The 18933-nt window shown below is 71.9% G+C and carries 15 protein-coding genes and 1 pseudogene; 8 read left to right on the top strand and 8 right to left on the bottom strand.

Annotated elements, in window-relative coordinates; genetic code table 11:
- Window positions 1-4: 4 nt before the first annotated feature.
- Both OG867_RS11670 and OG867_RS11665 read right to left on the bottom strand, forming a co-directional pair.
- A complete protein-coding gene (locus OG867_RS11670) occupies window positions 5-1333 on the bottom strand; it encodes an ABC transporter substrate-binding protein (RefSeq protein WP_406284831.1) in 1329 nt (442 codons plus the stop codon).
- Between the two features lie 107 nt (window positions 1334-1440).
- On the bottom strand, window positions 1441-2583 hold the full coding sequence (locus tag OG867_RS11665; RefSeq protein ID WP_406284829.1) for a substrate-binding domain-containing protein: 1143 nt from the start codon (window positions 2581-2583) through the stop codon (window positions 1441-1443).
- A 171-nt stretch (window positions 2584-2754) separates the two neighbouring features.
- Here OG867_RS11665 and OG867_RS11660 point away from each other — a divergent pair, with 171 nt between their 5' ends.
- Together OG867_RS11660 and OG867_RS11655 are read left to right on the top strand one after the other, a co-directional pair.
- Window positions 2755-4524 (top strand): DUF2264 domain-containing protein, encoded by a 1770-nt coding sequence (locus tag OG867_RS11660; RefSeq protein ID WP_328901833.1) that lies wholly within the window; start codon window positions 2755-2757, stop codon window positions 4522-4524.
- Window positions 4521-6050 (top strand): right-handed parallel beta-helix repeat-containing protein, encoded by a 1530-nt coding sequence (locus OG867_RS11655; protein WP_328901834.1) that lies wholly within the window; start codon window positions 4521-4523, stop codon window positions 6048-6050. The genes OG867_RS11660 and OG867_RS11655 overlap by 4 nt, the downstream gene beginning before the upstream one ends.
- Window positions 6051-6054: 4 nt before the next feature.
- On the opposite strand, the gene OG867_RS11650 is transcribed toward OG867_RS11655, so the two are convergent.
- Window positions 6055-6828, bottom strand: coding sequence for an SDR family oxidoreductase (locus OG867_RS11650; protein ID WP_328901835.1), 774 nt, complete (start codon window positions 6826-6828; stop codon window positions 6055-6057).
- Between the two features lie 52 nt (window positions 6829-6880).
- Window positions 6881-7552: an MOSC domain-containing protein gene (locus OG867_RS11645; RefSeq protein ID WP_406290906.1), complete on the bottom strand. Its 672-nt coding sequence runs from the start codon at window positions 7550-7552 to the stop codon at window positions 6881-6883.
- A gap of 89 nt (window positions 7553-7641) precedes the next feature.
- Here OG867_RS11645 and OG867_RS11640 point away from each other — a divergent pair, with 89 nt between their 5' ends.
- Window positions 7642-8571 (top strand): LysR family transcriptional regulator, encoded by a 930-nt coding sequence (locus OG867_RS11640; RefSeq protein WP_328901836.1) that lies wholly within the window; start codon window positions 7642-7644, stop codon window positions 8569-8571.
- 87 nt (window positions 8572-8658) lie between these two features.
- On the opposite strand, the gene OG867_RS11635 is transcribed toward OG867_RS11640, so the two are convergent.
- On the bottom strand, window positions 8659-8985 hold the full coding sequence (locus OG867_RS11635; RefSeq protein WP_406284825.1) for a WhiB family transcriptional regulator: 327 nt from the start codon (window positions 8983-8985) through the stop codon (window positions 8659-8661).
- A gap of 425 nt (window positions 8986-9410) precedes the next feature.
- On the opposite strand from OG867_RS11635, the gene OG867_RS11630 reads away from it, so the two are divergent.
- The 4 genes from OG867_RS11630 to OG867_RS11615 all read left to right on the top strand — a co-directional run bounded on the left by OG867_RS11630 (window position 9411) and on the right by OG867_RS11615 (window position 13916).
- Window positions 9411-10022 carry a response regulator transcription factor gene (locus OG867_RS11630; RefSeq protein WP_003948568.1) on the top strand — a complete coding sequence of 204 codons (612 nt, stop codon included), beginning with the start codon at window positions 9411-9413 and terminating at the stop codon, window positions 10020-10022.
- A gap of 262 nt (window positions 10023-10284) precedes the next feature.
- Window positions 10285-10860, top strand: a complete 576-nt coding sequence (locus tag OG867_RS11625; RefSeq protein WP_018101160.1) for a sigma-70 family RNA polymerase sigma factor — start codon at window positions 10285-10287, stop codon at window positions 10858-10860.
- Window positions 10861-11022: 162 nt separating this feature from the next.
- The gene (guaB, locus tag OG867_RS11620) at window positions 11023-12525 is read left to right on the top strand and encodes an IMP dehydrogenase (protein ID WP_328901837.1); all 1503 of its coding nucleotides are present in this window, start codon (window positions 11023-11025) and stop codon (window positions 12523-12525) included.
- Between the two features lie 266 nt (window positions 12526-12791).
- The gene (locus OG867_RS11615; protein WP_328901838.1) at window positions 12792-13916 is read left to right on the top strand and encodes a GuaB3 family IMP dehydrogenase-related protein; all 1125 of its coding nucleotides are present in this window, start codon (window positions 12792-12794) and stop codon (window positions 13914-13916) included.
- 65 nt (window positions 13917-13981) lie between these two features.
- Here the strand turns inward: OG867_RS11615 and OG867_RS11610 are convergent, their stop codons facing one another.
- Window positions 13982-14509, bottom strand: coding sequence for a hypothetical protein (locus OG867_RS11610; protein WP_328901839.1), 528 nt, complete (start codon window positions 14507-14509; stop codon window positions 13982-13984).
- 122 nt (window positions 14510-14631) lie between these two features.
- Window positions 14632-15894, bottom strand: a complete 1263-nt coding sequence (locus tag OG867_RS11605) for a nucleotide sugar dehydrogenase (RefSeq protein WP_406284822.1) — start codon at window positions 15892-15894, stop codon at window positions 14632-14634.
- A gap of 247 nt (window positions 15895-16141) precedes the next feature.
- Between OG867_RS11605 and OG867_RS11600 the strand changes: the two genes are divergently transcribed.
- Entirely contained in the window at window positions 16142-17851 is a 1710-nt protein-coding gene (locus OG867_RS11600) for a glycerol-3-phosphate dehydrogenase/oxidase (RefSeq protein WP_406284820.1), read from the top strand.
- Between the two features lie 16 nt (window positions 17852-17867).
- Here OG867_RS11600 and OG867_RS11595 read toward each other — a convergent pair.
- Window positions 17868-18932 (bottom strand): annotated as a pseudogene (locus tag OG867_RS11595) (serine hydrolase domain-containing protein); the annotation flags it as partial.
- Between the last annotated feature and the right edge of the window lies 1 nt (window position 18933).

Below are 18933 nucleotides of genomic sequence, written 5' to 3'. Positions count from 1 at the left end.
CCGGTCAGTCCTCGACCTTCAGGCCGCGCTTGGACAGCTCCGCGATCGTCGCGTCGTGGGCGGCCTTCACGGCGTCGGGGATGGTGGTGCCGCCCCCGGCGAGCTTGCCGAAGCGGTCCTTGAGCGTGGTGTTGGTGGTGCCCATCGCGGGGCCCCAGGTCCAGCCCTGCTTGATCGCGGCGCCGCCGTCCTCGAAGACCTGGTAGATGTCCTGGCCGCCGTAGAACGTGGTGTCGAACGCCTTCTTGGCCGCCGGGCGCAGGGCGAGCGCGGCCGGGAAGGCGCTGGAGGTGCCGGAGGAGATACGGGCCTTGATGCCGTCCTCCGTGGTGGTCATCCAAGTCGCGAACTCGACGGCCGCGGCGGCCTTCCCGCTGTTCTTCGGCACGGCGAAGGTGGTCCCGCCGAGCATGCCGCCCGCGGGCTCGCCGTCCCAGGTCGGGATCGGGGCGACGGCCCACTTGCCGCTCTGCTCGGGCAGGGTGCCGCCGAGGACGCCGCCGCCCCAGGAGGCGCCGAGGTAGCCGACGGTGCCGCCGGTCTTCAGGGAGTTGGTCCAGGCGGGCGAGAAGGAGGCGTCGGTGCGGATCAGGCCGTCCTTCACCAGGCCCTGCCAGTAGTCGGCGACCTTGGTGGTGGCGGCGTCGGTCGTGTCGACCTTCCAGGTGTCGCCCTCGGCCTTGAACCACTGGGCGCCGGCCTGCCAGACCATCGCCTCGAAGGTGGTCGGGTCGTCCGGGAAGAAGGTGCCGATGCGGGCCTTGGAGTCGGCCTTCTTCACCTTCTCGGCCGCCGTCCTGAACTCGTCCCAGGTCTTGGGGACCTCGATGCCGTACTTGGTGAAGAGGTCCTTGCGGTAGAAGAACGCCTGCGGCGCGGCGTCGAAGGGGACCGCCCAGCTCTTGCCGCCGAGCGTGGTCTGCTCGATCGCCTGCGGGAGGAACTTCTTCTTCACGTCGTCCGTGAGGTACTTGCCGATGTCCTGGAACCCGCCCTGGCTGACGTACTCGGGGAGCTGCGGGTACTCGACGGAGACCAGGTCGGGGGCGTTGCCCGCCTTGATCGCGTTGGAGATCTTGGCGTAGCCGCCGGCGTTCCCGGAGGGGGTCTCCTCGAACTTCACGTGGATGTTCTTGTGCGAGGCGTTGAACGCGTCCACGACCTCCTTGGTGCCCTTGGCCCAGCCCCAGAAGGTGATGGTCACGGGCTTGGCGGCGGTGCCGGTGCCGCCGTCCCCGGAGTCGTCCCCGCTCCCGCCGCAGGCCGTGACGACGGCGAGGGCGGTGACGGCTCCGGCTATGGAAAGAGTCGTTCTGCTCCAACTGCGGTTCACGGCGGGCTCCTGAGTCGACGGTGACAGGGACGTTGGGCGTGATCCTTGGTCCACCGATGACCGAAGTCAAGAGCGAAAGATTGATTGATCGAGAAAAGATCAGAACGTTATCGAGCGGTCGAGGCCCGCACCCGCAGCCGCGGCAACAGCGCCAGATGCCTGCCCGGCTCCTCCTCGTCCGGCACCGACCCGTCCCGCCCGGACCCGTCCCGCCCGGACCCGTCCCGCCCGGACCCGAGCCGCCCGGACCCGAGCCGCCCGATCAGCAGCTCCGTCGCGTACCGCCCGACGTGCCGCTTGGGCGGGCTGACCGCGGTGAGCGGGATGTCGCCCAGCGCCGCGACCTCGTCGTCGTACGCGATCACCGCCAGGTCCTCCGGCACCCGCACGCCCAGCTCGGACAGGCGCTGCACCAGGTGGATCGCGTCCACGTCGTTGTGCACCAGCACCGACGTGGCGCGGCCGGAGAGCACCGCGTCGCGCACCGCGCGCACCGCCTCCTCGAAGCGGGCCGGGTCCACCTCGGGCCCGGACGTCCCGATCATCGCGGGCGCCCCGTCGGCCAGACCCAGCACCGCGAGCGCGTCCTCGTACCCGGAGCGCACCGCGAGCGCGGTCGGGCTGTCGGCGCGGGCCACCAGGAGCGGGGTGCCGTGGCCGAGGCCGATCAGATGGCGCACGGCGAGCAGCACCCCGTGGCGGTGGTCGGAGCAGACCCGGTCCAGGCCGTCCAGCGGCGACCCGGGCGCCGGGGTGCGCTCCAGGAGCACGGCGGGCACCGGCAGCCCGGCCATCCAGTCCCCGTACGCAGCCTGGTCCTCGGCCCCCCGCCAGGCCGGGGCGATGAGCAGCCCGTCGGCCCCGGAGGCGAGCAGCCCCTCGGCGCGCGCCCGGTCGCCCTCGGGCCGGTAGTCGGAGATCCGCAGCACCAGGCGGCCCCCGGCACGCGCGGCCGCCTCGTGCGCACCCCGGATGACCTCGGCGAAGTAGTACGTGGCCGAGGGGGCGATCAGCCCGAGCACCGGACCACCGCCGGGACCGGGACCGGCGGGCGATGCGGCGTTTTGGGGCCAGGAGACCGAACCGTGGACCCGGTCCAGCAGTCCGCGCTCGGCCAGCGCCTCGGCGTCGCGGCGCGCCGTGACGGGGGAGACCCCCAGCAGACCGGCCAGATCGGAGACACGGGCCGAGCCGCGCTCCCGTACCAGGGCCAGAAGTCGGTCGTGACGTTCAGCTGCACTCTCGCGCACGGCGGCAGTCCCCTTGTAAATCGCGATGTGGTGGCTCGGCTCGCCAGACCCTAATCCACTGTGATCGATCGATGGAAGTTTCGATCATTCGCTACGTCTTCCCTTGACGTTCGATCAATCCGCGGTTCAGGATTCCCTGCGACGCCGAAGTCCGCCTCCCCTGGGAGCATCATGCCCACGACCAGTCCGTACACGGGGTACACCCGTGCCGATTGGGAGCGCGCGGCCGACCGGCTGCTGCTCGCGGTACGCCCCTACGCCTCGCCCCGCCACGGCCGCATCGACCTCCCCGGCGCCCGGCCGAGTTGGTCCGGGCCCCTCTCCGACGGCCTTGAGGGCTACGCCCGCACCTGGCTGCTCGCCGCGCTGCGGACCGCCGGAGCACGCGGCGAGGACCCGCACGGCTTCCTCGGCCGGTACGCCGAAGGGCTCGCCGCCGGTACGTCGGACCCGGCGGGCAGCCCCGACGCCTGGCCCCGCATCGCGGACGTCCCCCAGGCCATCGTGGAATCCGCGTCCATCGCCCTGGGCCTCCGCCTCACCCGCCCCTGGCTCTGGGACACCCTGGACGACGCCACCCGGCAGCGCACCGTCGACTGGCTCCTCCCCGCCCTCGGCGCGCCCCCGGTGAACAACAACTGGTGGTTCTTCGGGCTCACCGTCGCCGGATTCCTCCAGGACGCCGGCATCGAGACCGACCGCGCCCGGAAGACCATCGACCGCGCGCTGGAACACGTCGAGGACTGGTACCTGGGCGACGGCTGGTACAGCGACGGCCCGAACCGCTCCTTCGACCACTACAACGCCTGGGCGATGCACTTCTACCCGGTCCTGCACGCCCACCTCGCGGGCGACCGGGACCTCCTGGACCGCTACGGCCCCCGCCTGCACCGCCACCTGGACGACTACAGCCGCATGTTCGGCGCGGACGGCGCGCCCATGCCGTTCGGCCGCTCCCTCATCTACCGCTTCGCCGCCGCGGCCGCCCCCTGGCTCGGCGCGATGACCGGCCACACCCCGCTCACCCCGGGCGCGACCCGCCGCCTCGCCTCCGGCACCCTCCGCCACTTCCTGGACCACGGCGCCACCGACCGGGACGGCCTCCTCACCCTCGGCTGGCACCGCCCGTACGCGCCCATGCTCCAGACGTACTCCGGCCCGGCCTCCCCGTACTGGGCCTCCAAGGGCTTCCTCGGACTCCTGATGCCCCCGGACCACCCCGTCTGGACCGCCACCGAGGAGCCGCTGCCCGCCGAGACCGCGGACGCCGTGACCGTCCTCGGCCCGACCGGGATGCTCCTCCAGTCCACCGCCGCGGACGGCCTCGTCCGGCTCCACAACCACGGCTCGAACCATATGGGCGACGAGGAGGACCCCGCTTACGCCCGCTTCGCGTACTCCACCCGGACCGGCCCCACGCACGGCCCCGCCGAACGCGACAACCACTTCGCGCTGCTCCCCGACGGGAAGCCGACCGCCCGCCTCGGCGCCGACCCGCTCGGCCACGCCGCCTCCGCGCACACCCCGCTCCCCGGCGTCCGCGTCGTCTCCGCCACCCTCGCCCACGGCCGCGCCGAGGTCCGCGCGCATCTGGTCACGGGCGCGCCCGACGGCACGCCCGTCCGCCAGACGGGGTGGGCGTGCGACGGGACGCTGTCGGCCCAGCTCCACCCGGTCCACGGCTACGCGCCCGGCGTCCGCCGACTCCCCGGCGGGGACACCATGGTCGGCGAGACCTCCGGACTCCTGGCCGTCGAGGGCGCCACCGCCGGACCCCGCTCCCTCTTCGTCGCGCTCGCCTCGCTCACCGGCGAGGCGGAGCCGGCCCCCGTCGACACCCTCGCGGACATCCGCGTACCGAGCCCCCACGAGATCCATGTGACCTGGCACGACGGCACCACCGCCGTACTCCATCTCCCGGAGGAATCAGAGGAATCATGAGCCGCCGACGCACCCTTCTCGCGACCGCAGCCCTCACCGCCCTCGCGGCCACCGCACTGGCCGCCCCGGCCCAGGCCGCCCACCACCGCCCGGGCACCTTCTACGTCGACTGCGCGGCCACCGCCCCCGGCGACGGCTCCCGCCACCACCCCTGGACCACCCTCGCCGACGCCGACGCGCACACCTTCGGCCCCGGCGACCGCCTTCTCTTCCACCGGGGCTCCACCTGCACGGGCACGCTCACGCCCCGGGGCGCGGGCTCGGCCTCGGCGCCCGTCACGATCTCCGACTACGGCAGCCGCCACGCCTCCCGTGCCGTGCTCGACGGGGCCGGGGCGCACGACGTGATCCTCCTCGCCGACACCCAGCACTACCGCGTCTCGAACCTGGAGATCACCAACGCCGCCGCCCCCGGCACCGAGCGCAACGGCATCCGGCTGCGCCTCACCGACTACGGCACCGCCCGCGGCTTCGAACTCGACCACCTCTACATCCACGACGTACGCGGCGGCGACTTCAAGACCCTCACCGGGTCCAGCGCGATCCACGTCTCCGTCGAGGGCACGACCAGGGCCAGCAGTTACGACGGCCTCGACATCCACCACAACCTCATCGAGGACGTCGACCGCGAGGGCGTCTACTTCAAGTCGACGTACTCCAAGCGCGACCTGGTCGGCGACCAGCAGGACTCCGAGGCGTTCCCCGGCGACTGGACGCCCTCCACGCACGTCCGGATCTCGTACAACACCCTGCGGTCCATCGGCGGCGACGGCATGAAGCTCGACACCACCGCGGGTGCCCGCGTCGACCACAACCGGGTCGACGGCTTCCAGTTGCGCTCACCCTCCGCCAACGCGGGCATCTGGACCTTCAACACCGACGACACCACCATCGAGTACAACGAGGTCTCCGGCGGCGGAAACACCCACGACGGCATGTCCTTCGACGCCGACGGGGCCTCGCGGCACACGGTCTTCCAGTACAACTACAGCCACGACAACAAGGGCGGCTTCCTGCTGGTCTGCCCGTACAGCGGCGCCAAGACCGTCGACACGGTCGCCCGCTACAACGTGAGCCGCAACGACGGCGAGCGGCTGCTGCAGAACTGCTGGGGCCCCATCCTCAACACCCAGGTCTACAACAACACCTTCGTGAACTCGAAGGACACCGTGCCGAAGTACCTGGTGCAGGACGACAACAGCAGCCCGGACACCACCGTGCACGAGCAGCACATCAGCAACAACCTCTTCGTCAGCGAGGGCACCGGCGGCTACGGCTTCACCAGCCCGACGCCCGGCCTGGCCTTCGACCACAACGCCTTCTACGGTGCCGAGACGACCCGCCCGAACCCGGGCGGCATCACCACCGACCCGCTGCTGCGCGACGACTTCAAGCTCGGCGCGGGCTCCCCGGCCCTCGCCGCCGGCGCGCCCGTCGAGGACAACGGCGGCCGGGACTACTTCGGCAACCACCTGAAGCCCGGCGCCCCCAACATCGGCGCCTACGCGGGCTCCGGTGTGAAATAACCCCCTACCGCGGCCCGTACTTGCGGCCTGTTCGCGAGGTCAGTCCTCCGAGCAGGCCGCGCGGGGCCAGCTTCACCGCGCCCATCAGCACCTTGTAGCGCGGGTCCGGGATCGACACCGACTTCCCGCGCGCCAGGTCCGCGAGCGCGGCCGTCACCAGCTTGTCCGCGTCGAGCCACATCCAGCCCGGGATGTTGCCCGTGCCCATCCCGGCCCGCTGGTGGAACTCCGTCCGCACGAAGCCCGGGCACAGCGCCATCAGCCGCACCCCGGACCCGGCCAGGTCCTTCGCCGCGCCCTGGCTGAACTGCACGACCCACGCCTTCGAAGCCCCGTACGTGCCGCGCGGCACGAACGCCGCGACCGAGGCCACGTTGACGATGCCGCCCCGGCCGCGCTCCCGCATCGAGGCCGCCGCCGCCGAGGTCAGCCGCAGCACCGCCTCGCAGTGCACCTTCAGCATCGTCAGCTCGTCGGCCATCGGGACTTCCAGATAGCGCCCCTTGTTGCCGAAGCCCGCGTTGTTGACCAGCAGGTCGACCGGGTGCCGGGCGTCCCCGAGGCGTTCCTCGACCGCGCGGATGCCCTGGTCCTCGGACAGGTCGGCCCGCAGCACCTCCGCCTCGATGCCGTGCCGGTCGTGCAGCTCGGTCGCCTGCTCGCGCAGCCGCTCCGCGTCCCGGGCCACCAGGACCAGGTCGTACCCGTCGGCGGCGAGCCGCCGTGCGAAGGCGGCGCCGATGCCCGCCGTCGCGCCCGTGATCAGTGCAGTCGTCATACGCGGCACGGTAGAGCATCCCGAAACCGCGTCTCCCGGCGCTCCCGAGCGCTCAGGAAGCGGTGAGCTCCGCCGCGTACGCGCGCGCCTTGCGCAGCGTCGACGGGGACAGCGCCTCGCCGGCCGGGAGGAGCAGCGGCAGCAGGTCGCGCCGGGTGGTGACGGCCCGGAACTGCAGTTCCACCGTCACCTCGTGGTCCGGCCGGTGCACGACCTCGACCCGGTCGCCCGCGCGGACGGACCCCGGCGCGATCACCCGCAGATACGCCCCCGGGGCCGCCGCCCGCGTGAACCGCTTCACCCAGCGGGCCTCGCCCAGGTGGCCCTGGAACGTACGGCACGGGATGCGGCCCGACGCGACCTCCAGGACCAGGGCCTCGCCGATCCGCCAGCGCTCGCCGATCAGGGCCTCGCCGACCCGCAGCCCCGCCGTGGTCAGGTTCTCGCCGAACGAGCCGTTGGGCAGCGCGCGGCCCAGCTCCCGTTCCCAGCCGTCCAGGTCCTCGCGGGCGAACGCGTACACCGCCTGGTCCGAGCCGCCGTGGTGGCGCAGGTCGCACACCGCGTCCCCGGCTACACCGCTGCCGCCCTCACCTCTGGGACCCGGGTCCGAGACCCGCACCGGCCCGTCCACGGGGTGCTTGTCGATCCCGGTCCTGCCTCCGGGGGCGTCGGTGCAGGAGGCCGCCGTGGGACGCCCCGCGTTCACGGTCAGCACAGTCATCGCGGTCATACCGGAACGGTATCCAAGGCCGCCTCAAAGGCGTGCACGAGTATCTCGCGATCACCCCAAGGGTCGCTTATGCTGGAGGGGTGATCGAAGCCCGCCACCTCCGCGTCCTGCGCGCCGTCGCCACCACCGGCTCCTTCTCCGCCGCCGCCCGGGAGCTGGGCTGCACCCAGCCCGCCGTGAGCCAGCAGATGAAGGCCCTGGAGTCCTCCGCGGGGACCACGCTGCTCATCCGGACCGGCCGCGAGATGCGGCTGACCCAGGCGGGCGAGGCGCTGGTGCGGCACGCCTCCGGCATCCTCGCCGGGCTCACCGCCGCCGAGGAGGAGGTCGCCGCCATCGCCGGACTGCGGGCCGGCCGGGTCCGGCTCGTCTCGTTCCCGAGCGGCAGCTCCTCGCTGGTCCCGGGCGCCCTCGCCGCCCTGCGCGCCGCCCACCCCGGCACCCGGGTCTCCCTCGTGGAGGCCGAGCCGCCCCGGTCGGTCGAGATGCTGCGCGACGGCGACTGCGACATCGCCCTCGCCTTCCGCTACGGGGAACCGGGCGCCGAATGGGACGACCTGGTGGTCCGCCCCCTGCTCACCGACCGCCTCACGGGCCTGGTCCCCGAGGGGCACACGCTGGCGGACCGGGACGAGGTCGGCATCGCGGAGTTGGCCGGGGAGTCCTGGATCGCCGGGTGCCCCCGGTGTCGCAGGCAGCTCGTGGAGGTGTGCGAGGAGTCCGGCTTCACCCCGCGCATCGACTTCGCTACCGACGACTACCCGGCGGTGATCGGCCTGGTCGGCGCGGGCCTGGGGGTCGCCGTACTGCCCGCCCTGGCCATCGAGTCGGTACGCCCCCGAGGAGCCAGGACCCTCACGGTGGCCCCGGCCATCGAACGCGAGATCGTCGCCCTGACCCTGCCGGACCTGGCAAGAGTCCCGGCGGTGGCGGCCACCCTGGACCACCTGGCGCTGGCCGCGAGCAGATCAAGCCCCGTCGGCACGAAACCCAGCCCCTCCGGCGTTTGAGGAGCGGGGTCCGGGGCGGAGCCCCGGTTTCGGGAAGGGGCGGGGTGGGATGCAGAAACGTTTCTCCTCCGATACGCGCAGCGAAGGTCACCCATGCCCCGGCGGAGACGCCGGCCCCGCAGCGGGGATCAACCGATTGCGCGCCCGCCCCATCAACTCCTCACGCTCGTCCTCGGTGAGCCCACCCCACACCCCATAGGGCTCACGGACGGCCAAGGCGTGCGCCGCGCACTCGGCGCGTACGGGGCACCGCATGCAGACCTCCTTCGCGGAGGTCTCGCGCGCGCTCCGAGCCGCCCCGCGTTCCCCCTCGGGATGGAAGAAGAGCGAGCTGTCGACCCCGCGGCAGGCCGCCAGCAGCTGCCAGTCCCACAGATCGGCGTTGGGTCCGGGAAGTCGGGAGAAATCGGCCATTGCTTGTCCCCTCGAAACCGTGCTGAGTCGGAAACGTCGTGTTCGTCGTGGGTGGGTGCTCGTCGATGACCGTGTACAAGACCGTACATCTACGGTGTTAGTAGATGTAAATATGACTGATTGCGAATCTAGCCACAGACACCACTAAAAGGGAAGAAATCCCGCTAAATGGGGCACGGAGCTGCCAGAAGTTTCGGTTGACGACTGGACGACCCGTGGCGCTCTCCTCCGTGAGCGCGTACTCACGTAGAGTGCCGAACTCGGTCTTCCCACCCGTAACTCTTTCGAGTGACCATCGTTGAGAGTGCGGAGGCGGTTGGCAGAAAGAGCGATCGGGCACATGTCCGAGAGCGTCAACCGCACAGGTGACGACTTGTAACAGCCTGGAGGCTCAAGGTGACGCGCATCAGCTGCGGAGGGCGGTCATGACTTCCGTCCTCGTCTGCGACGACTCCCCGCTTGCCCGAGAAGCGCTCCGTCGCGCGGTCGCGACCGTGCCCGGCGTCGAGCGGGTGACGACGGCCGCCAACGGCGAGGAAGTCCTCCGCCGCTGGGGTGCCGACCGTTCGGATCTGATTCTCATGGACGTACGCATGCCCGGGCTCGGGGGGGTGGAGACGGTCCGCCGGCTGCTCTCCGCCGACCCCGGCGCCCGGATCATCATGCTGACCGTCGCCGAGGACCTGGACGGCGTCGCGCTCGCGGTCGCCGCCGGCGCCCGCGGCTATCTGCACAAGGACGCCTCCCGGGCCGAGCTCCGGGCGACCGTCACCCAGGCGCTGGCGGACCCGACGTGGCGGCTCGCCCCGCGTCGGCTGCGGTCGGCCGAGATGGGTGCGGCGCCCACGCTCACGGCGCGCGAGATCCAGGTGCTGGAGGGGATGAGCCACGGCCGCTCCAACGCGGAGATCGGCCGCGAGCTGTTCCTCTCGGAGGACACGGTGAAGACGCACGCCCGGCGGCTCTTCAAGAAGCTCGGCGCCTCGGACCGCGCTCACGCGGTGGCCCTGGGCTTCCGGTGGGGTCTGGTGCGCTGACAGTCGGCCCGGGCCCCGAGGGCCCGGGCCATGGGTGCGGGCCATGGGGGTGCGGCGCGAGCCGTACCCCGCCGATCCGGCGGTATGTGACGCTTCCCGGCCGATGCCGCATCCTTGAGACGTGGAGTTCCTCGGGAACGATTCGGTCGAGCGGAAGGGGAGGGCGCAGGACATGACTTCCGGCGCACCCGCTCATAACGCTTCGGTGCACAACTACGGACGCGGTGCCGCGGATGAAGCGGGGCCGGGGCACCATGGTTCGATGCGCGACGACGGGACGACGGTGATCGGTGCCCTGGTGCACCGCGCCGTCGAGGGCGACGCGCAGGCCACGCACGACCTGCTGGCCCACGTCCACCCGCTCGCCCTGCGCTACTGCCGGTCCCGGCTGAACCGGCTGCCCGGTGACGCCCGCCACTTCGTGGAGGACCTGGCGCAGGAGGTCTGCGTCGCCGTCCTCATGGCGCTGCCGCGCTACAAGGACACGGGCAGACCCTTCGAAGCCTTCGTCTTCGCCATCGCCGGACACAAGGTGGCCGACCTCCAGCGCGCCGCGATGCGGCACCCCGGTTCCACCGCCGTGCCCTCCGACGAGATGCCGGAGCGCCCCGACGACTCGCTCGGGCCCGAGGAGCGCGCGCTGCTCAGCAGCGACGCCGCCTGGGCCAAGAAGCTCCTGGCCAACCTCCCGGAGAACCAGCGCGAACTGCTCGTGCTGCGCGTCGCCGTCGGGCTGACCGCCGAGGAGACCGGCCAGATGCTCGGGATGTCCCCGGGAGCCGTCCGGGTCGCCCAGCACCGGGCGCTGAGCCGGCTGCGGGCCCTCGCGGAACAGTGAGCAGGGCCGCGCGCCGAGCGGTGGGCCGGGCGCCTCGGAGACGTACGCCACAGCCGTAGAAAGCTACAGAAACCGCGGGTGATCTTGCTCGTGGAATGAGACGCCTCCCGAGCCCGTTAGCATGGACATCCGCACCGATCAAGGCCATTTGGGGAAGGTGTCATGACTGCAAACGTCGACGGAGTGCCCGAGAAATTCGCGACGCTCGGGCTGACATACGACGACGTGCTGCTGCTGCCGGGCGCATCCGAAGTGCTGCCCAACGCGGTCGACACCTCGACGCTCATCTCGCGCAACGTCCGCGTCAACATCCCGCTGCTGTCCGCCGCCATGGACAAGGTCACCGAGGCCCGCATGGCCATCGCGATGGCCCGCCAGGGCGGCGTCGGCGTGCTGCACCGCAACCTCTCGATCGAGGACCAGGTCAACCAGGTCGACCTGGTCAAGCGGTCCGAGTCCGGCATGGTCACCGACCCGATCACGGTCGGCCCGGACGCCACGCTCGCCGAGGCGGACGCGCTCTGCGCCAAGTTCCGCATCAGCGGTGTCCCGGTCACCGACCAGGCGGGCAAGCTGCTCGGCATCGTCACCAACCGCGACATGGCCTTCGAGTCGGACCGCTCGCGCCAGGTGCGCGAGGTCATGACGCCGATGCCGCTCGTCACCGGCAGGGTCGGCATCTCCGGCGTGGACGCCATGGAGCTGCTTCGCCGCCACAAGATCGAGAAGCTGCCGCTGGTGGACGAGGCGGGCCTCCTCAAGGGCCTCATCACGGTCAAGGACTTCAAGAAGGCCGAGCAGTACCCGACCGCGGCCAAGGACGCCGAGGGCAGGCTGCTCGTCGGTGCCGCCGTGGGCGCCAGCCCCGAGGCGCTGGACCGCGCCCAGGCGCTGGCCGAGGCGGGTGTCGACTTCCTCATCGTGGACACCTCGCACGGCCACAACAGCAACGCGCTGAACTGGATGTCCAAGATCAAGTCGGCCGTGAACGTCGACGTGATCGGCGGCAACGTGGCGACCCGCGACGGTGCCCAGGCCCTGATCGACGCCGGCGTGGACGGCGTCAAGGTCGGCGTCGGCCCCGGCTCCATCTGTACGACCCGCGTCGTCGCCGGCATCGGCGTCCCGCAGGTCACCGCGATCTACGAGGCCGCGCTGGCCGCCCGTGCGGCGGGCGTCCCGGTCATCGGCGACGGCGGCCTCCAGTATTCGGGCGACATCGGCAAGGCGCTCGCCGCCGGCGCCGACAGCGTGATGCTGGGCTCGCTCCTCGCGGGCTGCGAGGAGTCCCCGGGCGAGCTGATGTTCATCAACGGCAAGCAGTTCAAGTCGTACCGGGGCATGGGCTCGCTGGGCGCGATGCAGTCCCGCGGTCAGGGCCGCTCCTACTCCAAGGACCGGTACTTCCAGGCCGAGGTCGCCTCGGACGACAAGCTCGTCCCCGAGGGCATCGAGGGCCAGGTGCCCTACCGCGGCCCCCTCGCCAACGTGCTGCACCAGCTCGTCGGCGGCCTCCGCCAGACCATGGGGTACGTGGGCGCCGCGACCGTGGACGAGATGGAGAGCAAGGGCCGCTTCGTGCGGATCACCTCGGCGGGCCTCAAGGAGAGCCACCCGCACGACATCCAGATGACGGTCGAAGCACCGAACTACAGCAAGAAGTAACGCGACACGCGTGCCAGAGGGGCGGTCCCGGGGTTCCCCGGACCGCCCCCTGGACCGGCGGCCGCATGGGGGGCGGCGTCGCGGGGCTGGGCACGCGCATCTGCGGCGTTGTCGTCAATCACCAACGCTCCGCGTTGCCTCAATCCTCCGCCTTGCAGCTGCACGCACCCAGCCCCGCTCCTTCTTCCACCCCCCATGCGGCCGCCGGTCCGGCGCGTGTCGGGGATACTGGACAGCGCAGACGTAGAGGGAAAGGCCACATCATCGTGACTGAGATCGAGATCGGGCGCGGCAAGCGCGGCCGCCGGGCATACGCATTCGACGACATCGCCGTCGTCCCGAGCCGCCGGACCCGCGACCCGAAGGAGGTCTCGATCGCCTGGCAGATCGACGCCTACCGCTTCGAGCTGCCGTTCCTGGCCGCCCCCATGGACTCCGTGGTGTCCCCGCAGCACGCCATCCGCATCGGCGAGCTCGGCGGCCTCGGTGTGCTCAACCTGGAAGGGCTGTGGACACGGCACGAGGACCCGCAGCCGCTCCTCGACGAGATCGCCGAGATGCCCGTCGAGAGCGCGACCCGCCGGCTCCAGGAGATCTACTCCGCGCCGATCCGGGAGGAGCTGATCGGGCAGCGCATCAAGGAGGTGCGCGACTCCGGCGTCGTCACCGCCGCCGCGCTCTCCCCGCAGCGCACCGCCCAGTTCTCCAAGGCCGTGGTCGACGCGGGCGTGGACATCTTCGTCATCCGCGGTACGACGGTCTCCGCCGAGCACGTCTCGGGCGCGGCCGAGCCGCTGAACCTGAAGCAGTTCATCTACGAGCTGGACGTCCCGGTGATCGTCGGCGGCTGCGCCACGTACACCGCGGCCCTGCACCTGATGCGTACCGGCGCGGCCGGTGTCCTCGTCGGCTTCGGCGGCGGCGCCGCGCACACCACGCGCAACGTGTTCGGCATCCAGGTCCCGATGGCGACCGCCGTCGCCGACGTGGCCGGTGCCCGCCGCGACTACATGGACGAGTCCGGCGGCCGTTACGTGCACGTCATCGCGGACGGCGGCGTCGGCTGGTCCGGCGACCTGCCGAAGGCCGTCGCCTGCGGTGCGGACGCCGTGATGATGGGCTCCCCGCTGGCCCGCGCGACGGACGCGCCCGGCCGCGGCCGGCACTGGGGCATGGAGGCCGTCCACGAGGACGTGCCGCGCGGCAAGCTGGTGGACCTGGGCTCGGTCGGGACGACCGAGGAGGTGCTGACCGGCCCCTCGCACACCCCGGACGGCTCGATGAACATCTTCGGCGCCCTGCGCCGCGCGATGGCCACCACGGGCTACAGCGACCTCAAGGAGTTCCAGCGCGTCGAGGTGACGGTCGCGGACTCCCAGCACCGTCGCTGAGTTCTTCGTACGCACGCCGGAGGGCCCGGACCGCGATGGCGGTCCGGGCCCTCCGGGGTTTCGCGTTACGCGCCCTTGCGGGCACCGGCGACGGCGCCGACGGCGCCGAGGGCCAGGAAGAGGTACGTCTTGAAGTCGGCCGCCTCGCTGTACGCGTCCGTGAGGGCGCCGAAGTGGTCGAAGAAGATGCTGGTCGCCGACTCGTGCGCGATGTCCGAGAGCGCGATCGAGATGCCCGTGATCTGGCCGATGTACACGGCGCCGATGGAGAGCAGGGCGCTGACCACGGTCACGGCGGGGTTGGCGCCGCCGAGCTTGCTCGCCGCGAAGCCGACGAGGAAGCCGACACCGATGGCGAGGTAGCCGATCTCGTGCTCGAAGTTGCCGAGGATGAGGCCGTAGACGAGCGCACCGACGACGGCCGCGACCACGCCCGCGCCGAGACCGAGAGCGATGTTGTTGCGGGCCGGAGGCGCCGGGGTGAACGGCGCGGGGCCGCCGCCGAACGGGGCGCCGGGCTGCTGGCCGCCGAACGGGTTGCCGCCCTGGGGCTGGCCGTAGGGCTGGTTCGGCGGTGGTACGGGCTGGCTCATGCTGGATTCTCCCCCTGGGGACGTCTACGCACTGCTGTGCGAGGAGTGACGCCGCAGGCTAGCAGCCGGTTCCGACATCGGCCCACCGAAATCCTTGGGGGGACTGGGCTGAGGGCCCGTCATCACAGCCGGTGGGCGGCTCCGGCGGGGGTCGCGCCACGGGTGTCCAGGAGCAGTTGCGCCTTCACGGCGAGGCCCTGGAGGTCGTACGTGCGGTGCTGTTGGAGCAGCACCGTGAGGTCCGCGCCCGCGGCCGCCTCGTAGAGCGAGTCGGCGCGGGGGACGGGGAGTTGGCGGACGCGCCAGTCCAGGACGTGTGGGTCGTGGAAGCCGATCTGGGCGCCCATGTCCATCAGCCGGGTGGCGATCTCGCGGGCGGGCGACGCCTCCTGGTCGGCCAGGTCGGGCTTGTAGGTGACGCCCAGCAGCAGAATGCGCGCGCCGCGCACCGCCTTCCCGTGTTCGTTGAGGAGGGTGGCGCAGCGCTGGATCACGTACTGCGGCATCCGCTCGTTGATCTCCTGAGCCAGCGAGACCATCCGCAGCGGGGGGCCGGGGGTGCGGTGGTGGTACGGGAGATGGCACGGGTCGACCGGGGCGCCGTGGCCGCCGACGCCGGGGCCCGGGCGGAAGGGCTGGAAGCCGAAGGGCTTGGTCTCGGCGCACCGGATGACGTCCCAGAGGTCGACGCCCAGATCGTGGCAGAGCACCGCCATCTCGTTGACCAGGGCGATGTTGACGTACCGGAAGTTGGTCTCCAGGACCTTCGTCATCTCGGCCTCGCGGGTGCCCCGGGCCCGGACCACCTTGTCGGTGAGCCGGCCGTAGAAGGCGGCGGCGGACTCGGTGCAGGCGGGGGTGAGGCCGCCGATGACCTTGGGGGTGTTGGCGTAGACGTGGGTGCGGTTGCCCGGGTCGAGCCGGCTGGGGGAGTGCGCGAGGTGGAAGTCGCGCCCGCCGCGCAGGCCCGAGCCCTCCTCCAGGATCGGGAGCAGGAAGCCCTCCGTGGTGCCGGGCGGTACGGATGATTCCAGGAGCACGGTGGTGTGCGGGCGCAGCCGGGCGGCCAGGGCGCGGGCCGCGTCGGCGACGGCGCTCAGGTCGAGGGTGCGGTCGGGGCCGAGCGGGGTCGGCGCGCAGATCACGGCGGTGCGGACCCGGCCCAGCTCGGCCTGGTCGGTGGTGGGCCGGAAGCCCAGCGAGAGCATGCGGCGGATGTCGGAGGCCGGCAGCGATCCCTCGACCGGGACACGGCCCGCGGCGACCTCCGCGAAGGCCCGGGGGTCCGTGTCGTAGCCGATCGTCTGGATACCGGCGTGGACGGCGGCCTGGGCCAGAGGCAGGCCGAGGTGACCGAGTCCGATGACGGCGAGGTCTGCAGGCACGGGGTGGGCCGTCCTTCCCTTAAGACCAGGAGGCAGAAAGCGCAACCGCTGTGGACAGCGCCATGTCAGGTTAGGCGTAAATATGACCGATATGTCGCATTGCGTGGCCCTTGTCGTCCGGGTGTTGTCCACAGGCGGTGGCTGAAGTCGCGCAGCGCGGACAGAATCGATCTGTGGGCACGGGCACCGAACGCATGGTCGGGGCAGCGATCCGTGCCGGACCACCCCGAGCAACCGGGAGGCAGCGGTGAGGACAGCGACACTGGGACCCGCGGAGCGCGCCGAGGCGCTCGCGGCCATGGCCGAGCGCGAACTGGACGTGCTGGTCGTGGGAGCGGGCGTGGTCGGCGCCGGGACGGCACTGGACGCGGTCACCAGAGGGCTCTCGACCGGTCTGGTCGAGGCGCGCGACTGGGCGTCCGGCACGTCGAGCAGGTCGAGCAAGCTGATCCACGGCGGCCTGCGCTATCTGGAAATGCTCGACTTCGCCCTGGTCAGGGAGGCACTGAAGGAGCGCGGGCTGCTCCTCGAACGGCTCGCCCCGCACCTGGTGAAGCCGGTGCCCTTCCTCTACCCCTTGCAGCACAAGGGCTGGGAGCGGCTGTACGCCGGTTCCGGCGTCGCGCTCTACGACGCGATGTCGGTCTCCTCCGGGCACGGCCGGGGCCTGCCCACGCACCGCCATCTCTCCCGCCGCCGGGCCCTGCGCGTCGCCCCGGCCCTGAAGCGGGACGCCCTGGTGGGGGCCCTGCAGTACTACGACGCCCAGATGGACGACGCCCGCTATGTCGCCACCCTGGTGCGCACCGCGTCCGCGTACGGCGCGCAGGTGGCGAACCGGGCGCGGGTGACCGGCTTCCTCCGGGAGGGCGAACGCGTCGTCGGCGCCCGCGTGGAGGACGTCGAGGCGGGCGGTGAGTACGAGGTCAGGGCCAAACAGGTGGTCAACGCGACCGGGGTCTGGACGGACGACACCCAGTCGCTGATCGGCGAGCGCGGCCAGTTCCACGTACGGGCCTCCAAGGGCATCCACCTGGTCGTCCCCAAGGACCGCATCCACTCCTCGACCGGACTGATCCTGCGCACCGAGAAGTCCGTGCTCTTCGTCATCCCCTGGGGCCGGCACTGGATCGTCGGCACCACGGACACCGACTGGGACCTGGACAAGGCGCACCCGGCCGCGTCCAGCGCCGACATCGACTACCTGCTGGAACATGTGAACGCGGTCCTGTCGACGCCCCTGACCAGGGACGACGTCGAGGGCGTGTACGCGGGCCTGCGGCCCCTGCTGGCCGGGGAGTCGGACGCCACCAGCAAGCTGTCGCGCGAGCACACGGTCGCCCACCCGGTGCCGGGCCTCGTCGTCGTCGCGGGCGGCAAGTACACGACGTACCGGGTGATGGCCAAGGACGCCGTGGACGAGGCGGTGCACGCCCTCGACCAGCGGGTCGCCGACTGCGTCACCGAGGACGTCCCGCTGCTCGGCGCCGAGGGCTACCGCGCTCTGTGGAACGCGCGCGCCAGGATCGCCGCCCGCACCGGCCTCCATGTCGCCCGGGTGGAGCATCTGCTCAACCGGTACGGCTCGATGACCGAGGAGATCCTTGAGCTGATCGTCGCCGACCCCGCGCTGGGCGAACCGCTGCCGGCCGCCGACGACTATCTGAAGGCGGAGATCGTGTACGCCGCCTCGCACGAGGGCGCGCGTCACCTGGACGACGTACTGACCCGGCGCACCCGGATCTCCATCGAGACCTTCGACCGGGGCACCCGCTCCGCCCGGCTCTGCGCCGAGCTGATGGCGCCGGTCCTCGGCTGGGACGCCGGCCGGATCGACCGGGAGACCGAGCACTACGAGAAGCGGGTGGAGGCGGAACGCGAGTCGCAGCGCCAGCCGGACGACCTGACGGCGGACGCGGCGAGGCTGGGGGCACCGGACATCGTGCCGCTGCTGTGAGCTCGCCCCGGCCCGGGGCCGGGCAGAACTCCGCTTCCAGGAGACCCGGTTCCAGGGTGTCCGCCTCGGCCAGGGCCTCCGTGTCGATGCGGTAGGTCAGCGTGTGGCGGCCGTCGCGGGTGGTGGCGGTGCGGACGTAACTGCCCGCGATGCGGCCGTTGTGGCCCCAGACGGTGACCCCGCAGGACAGCCGCTCCGGGTAGACGCCGAGGCCGTAGACCCCGTCCGTGGCGGAGGTGTTGAGCAGCGCGGCGAGCTGAGCCGGTCTCAGCAGCCGCCCGTCCAGCAGGGCCGCGTAGAAGCGGTTGAGGTCGGGGAGCGTCGAGATCAGCTCGCCCGCGGCACCGGCCGTGCGCGGGTCCAGCTCGGTGACGTCCGTGAGGCTCCCGCCCGACGGCGAGCGGGAGTAGGCCCGGCCGTGCGGGGCGGGCAGGGTGGTGCGGCTGCCGGGGAGGGAGGTGCCGGTGAGGCGGAGGGGGGCGATGATCCGGCGGCGGATCTCCGACGCGTAGGAGTGGCCGGTGACGCGGCGGACGACGAGGCCGAGGACGGCGTAGTCGGTGTTGGAGTACGCGTAGGTGCCCGGGGCGGCCGCAGGACGGTGGGCGGTCGCGGTGTGGACGGCCGCCGCGGCGGAGAGGGGGTGTGCGGTGGCGTCGTCGGTGTAGTCGTACAGGCCGCTGGTGTGGCCGAGCAGGGCGCGCAGGGTGATGCGGCGCCCGTCGTTGCCGTGGCCCCGGATCAGCCCGGGGAGGTGGCGCTCGACCGGGTCCGAGAGCCGGAGCCGCTTCTCACCGGCGAGCTGGAGGACGACGACGGCGACGAACGACTTGGTGACGCTGCCTGCCCGGAAGCGGTCCGCGTAACGGATGCCGGGCCCTGTCGAACGGTAGGTGTCCCGGGGCGAGCGGGCCGGATCGTGCGCCAGGAGCGCCGCGTCGGGGGCGTTGCCCGGGCCGGTGAACCGGGGGAGGTAGGCGGCGGCGGGAGTGAGGTGTGATTCGCTGGACACGCGCGCCGTTCCGAGGCCGCACAGCGCAAGCACCACCAGGGTGACGAGCACGGCCCTGACCACCGGCATG

This window comes from Streptomyces sp. NBC_00209, assembly GCF_045206345.1.
In the GTDB taxonomy this organism is placed as follows: domain Bacteria; phylum Actinomycetota; class Actinomycetes; order Streptomycetales; family Streptomycetaceae; genus Streptomyces.
Note: the sequence above shows the minus strand (reverse complement) of the source record. Positions and strands in the feature narration are given on the sequence as shown.

Excerpts from the sequence above, each read along its gene's own strand:
- OG867_RS11660 (WP_328901833.1), top strand. The coding sequence starts at position 2,755 with ATGCCCACGACCAGTCCGTACACGGGGTACACCCGTGCCGATTGGGAG.
- OG867_RS11655 (WP_328901834.1), top strand. The coding sequence starts at position 4,521 with ATGAGCCGCCGACGCACCCTTCTCGCGACCGCAGCCCTCACCGCCCTC.
- OG867_RS11650 (WP_328901835.1), bottom strand. The coding sequence starts at position 6,828 with ATGACGACTGCACTGATCACGGGCGCGACGGCGGGCATCGGCGCCGCC.
- OG867_RS11645 (WP_406290906.1), bottom strand. The coding sequence starts at position 7,552 with ATGACTGTGCTGACCGTGAACGCGGGGCGTCCCACGGCGGCCTCCTGC.
- OG867_RS11635 (WP_406284825.1), bottom strand. The coding sequence starts at position 8,985 with ATGGCCGATTTCTCCCGACTTCCCGGACCCAACGCCGATCTGTGGGAC.
- OG867_RS11630 (WP_003948568.1), top strand. The coding sequence starts at position 9,411 with ATGACTTCCGTCCTCGTCTGCGACGACTCCCCGCTTGCCCGAGAAGCG.
- OG867_RS11625 (WP_018101160.1), top strand. The coding sequence starts at position 10,285 with ATGCGCGACGACGGGACGACGGTGATCGGTGCCCTGGTGCACCGCGCC.
- guaB (WP_328901837.1), top strand. The coding sequence starts at position 11,023 with ATGACTGCAAACGTCGACGGAGTGCCCGAGAAATTCGCGACGCTCGGG.
- OG867_RS11610 (WP_328901839.1), bottom strand. The coding sequence starts at position 14,509 with ATGAGCCAGCCCGTACCACCGCCGAACCAGCCCTACGGCCAGCCCCAG.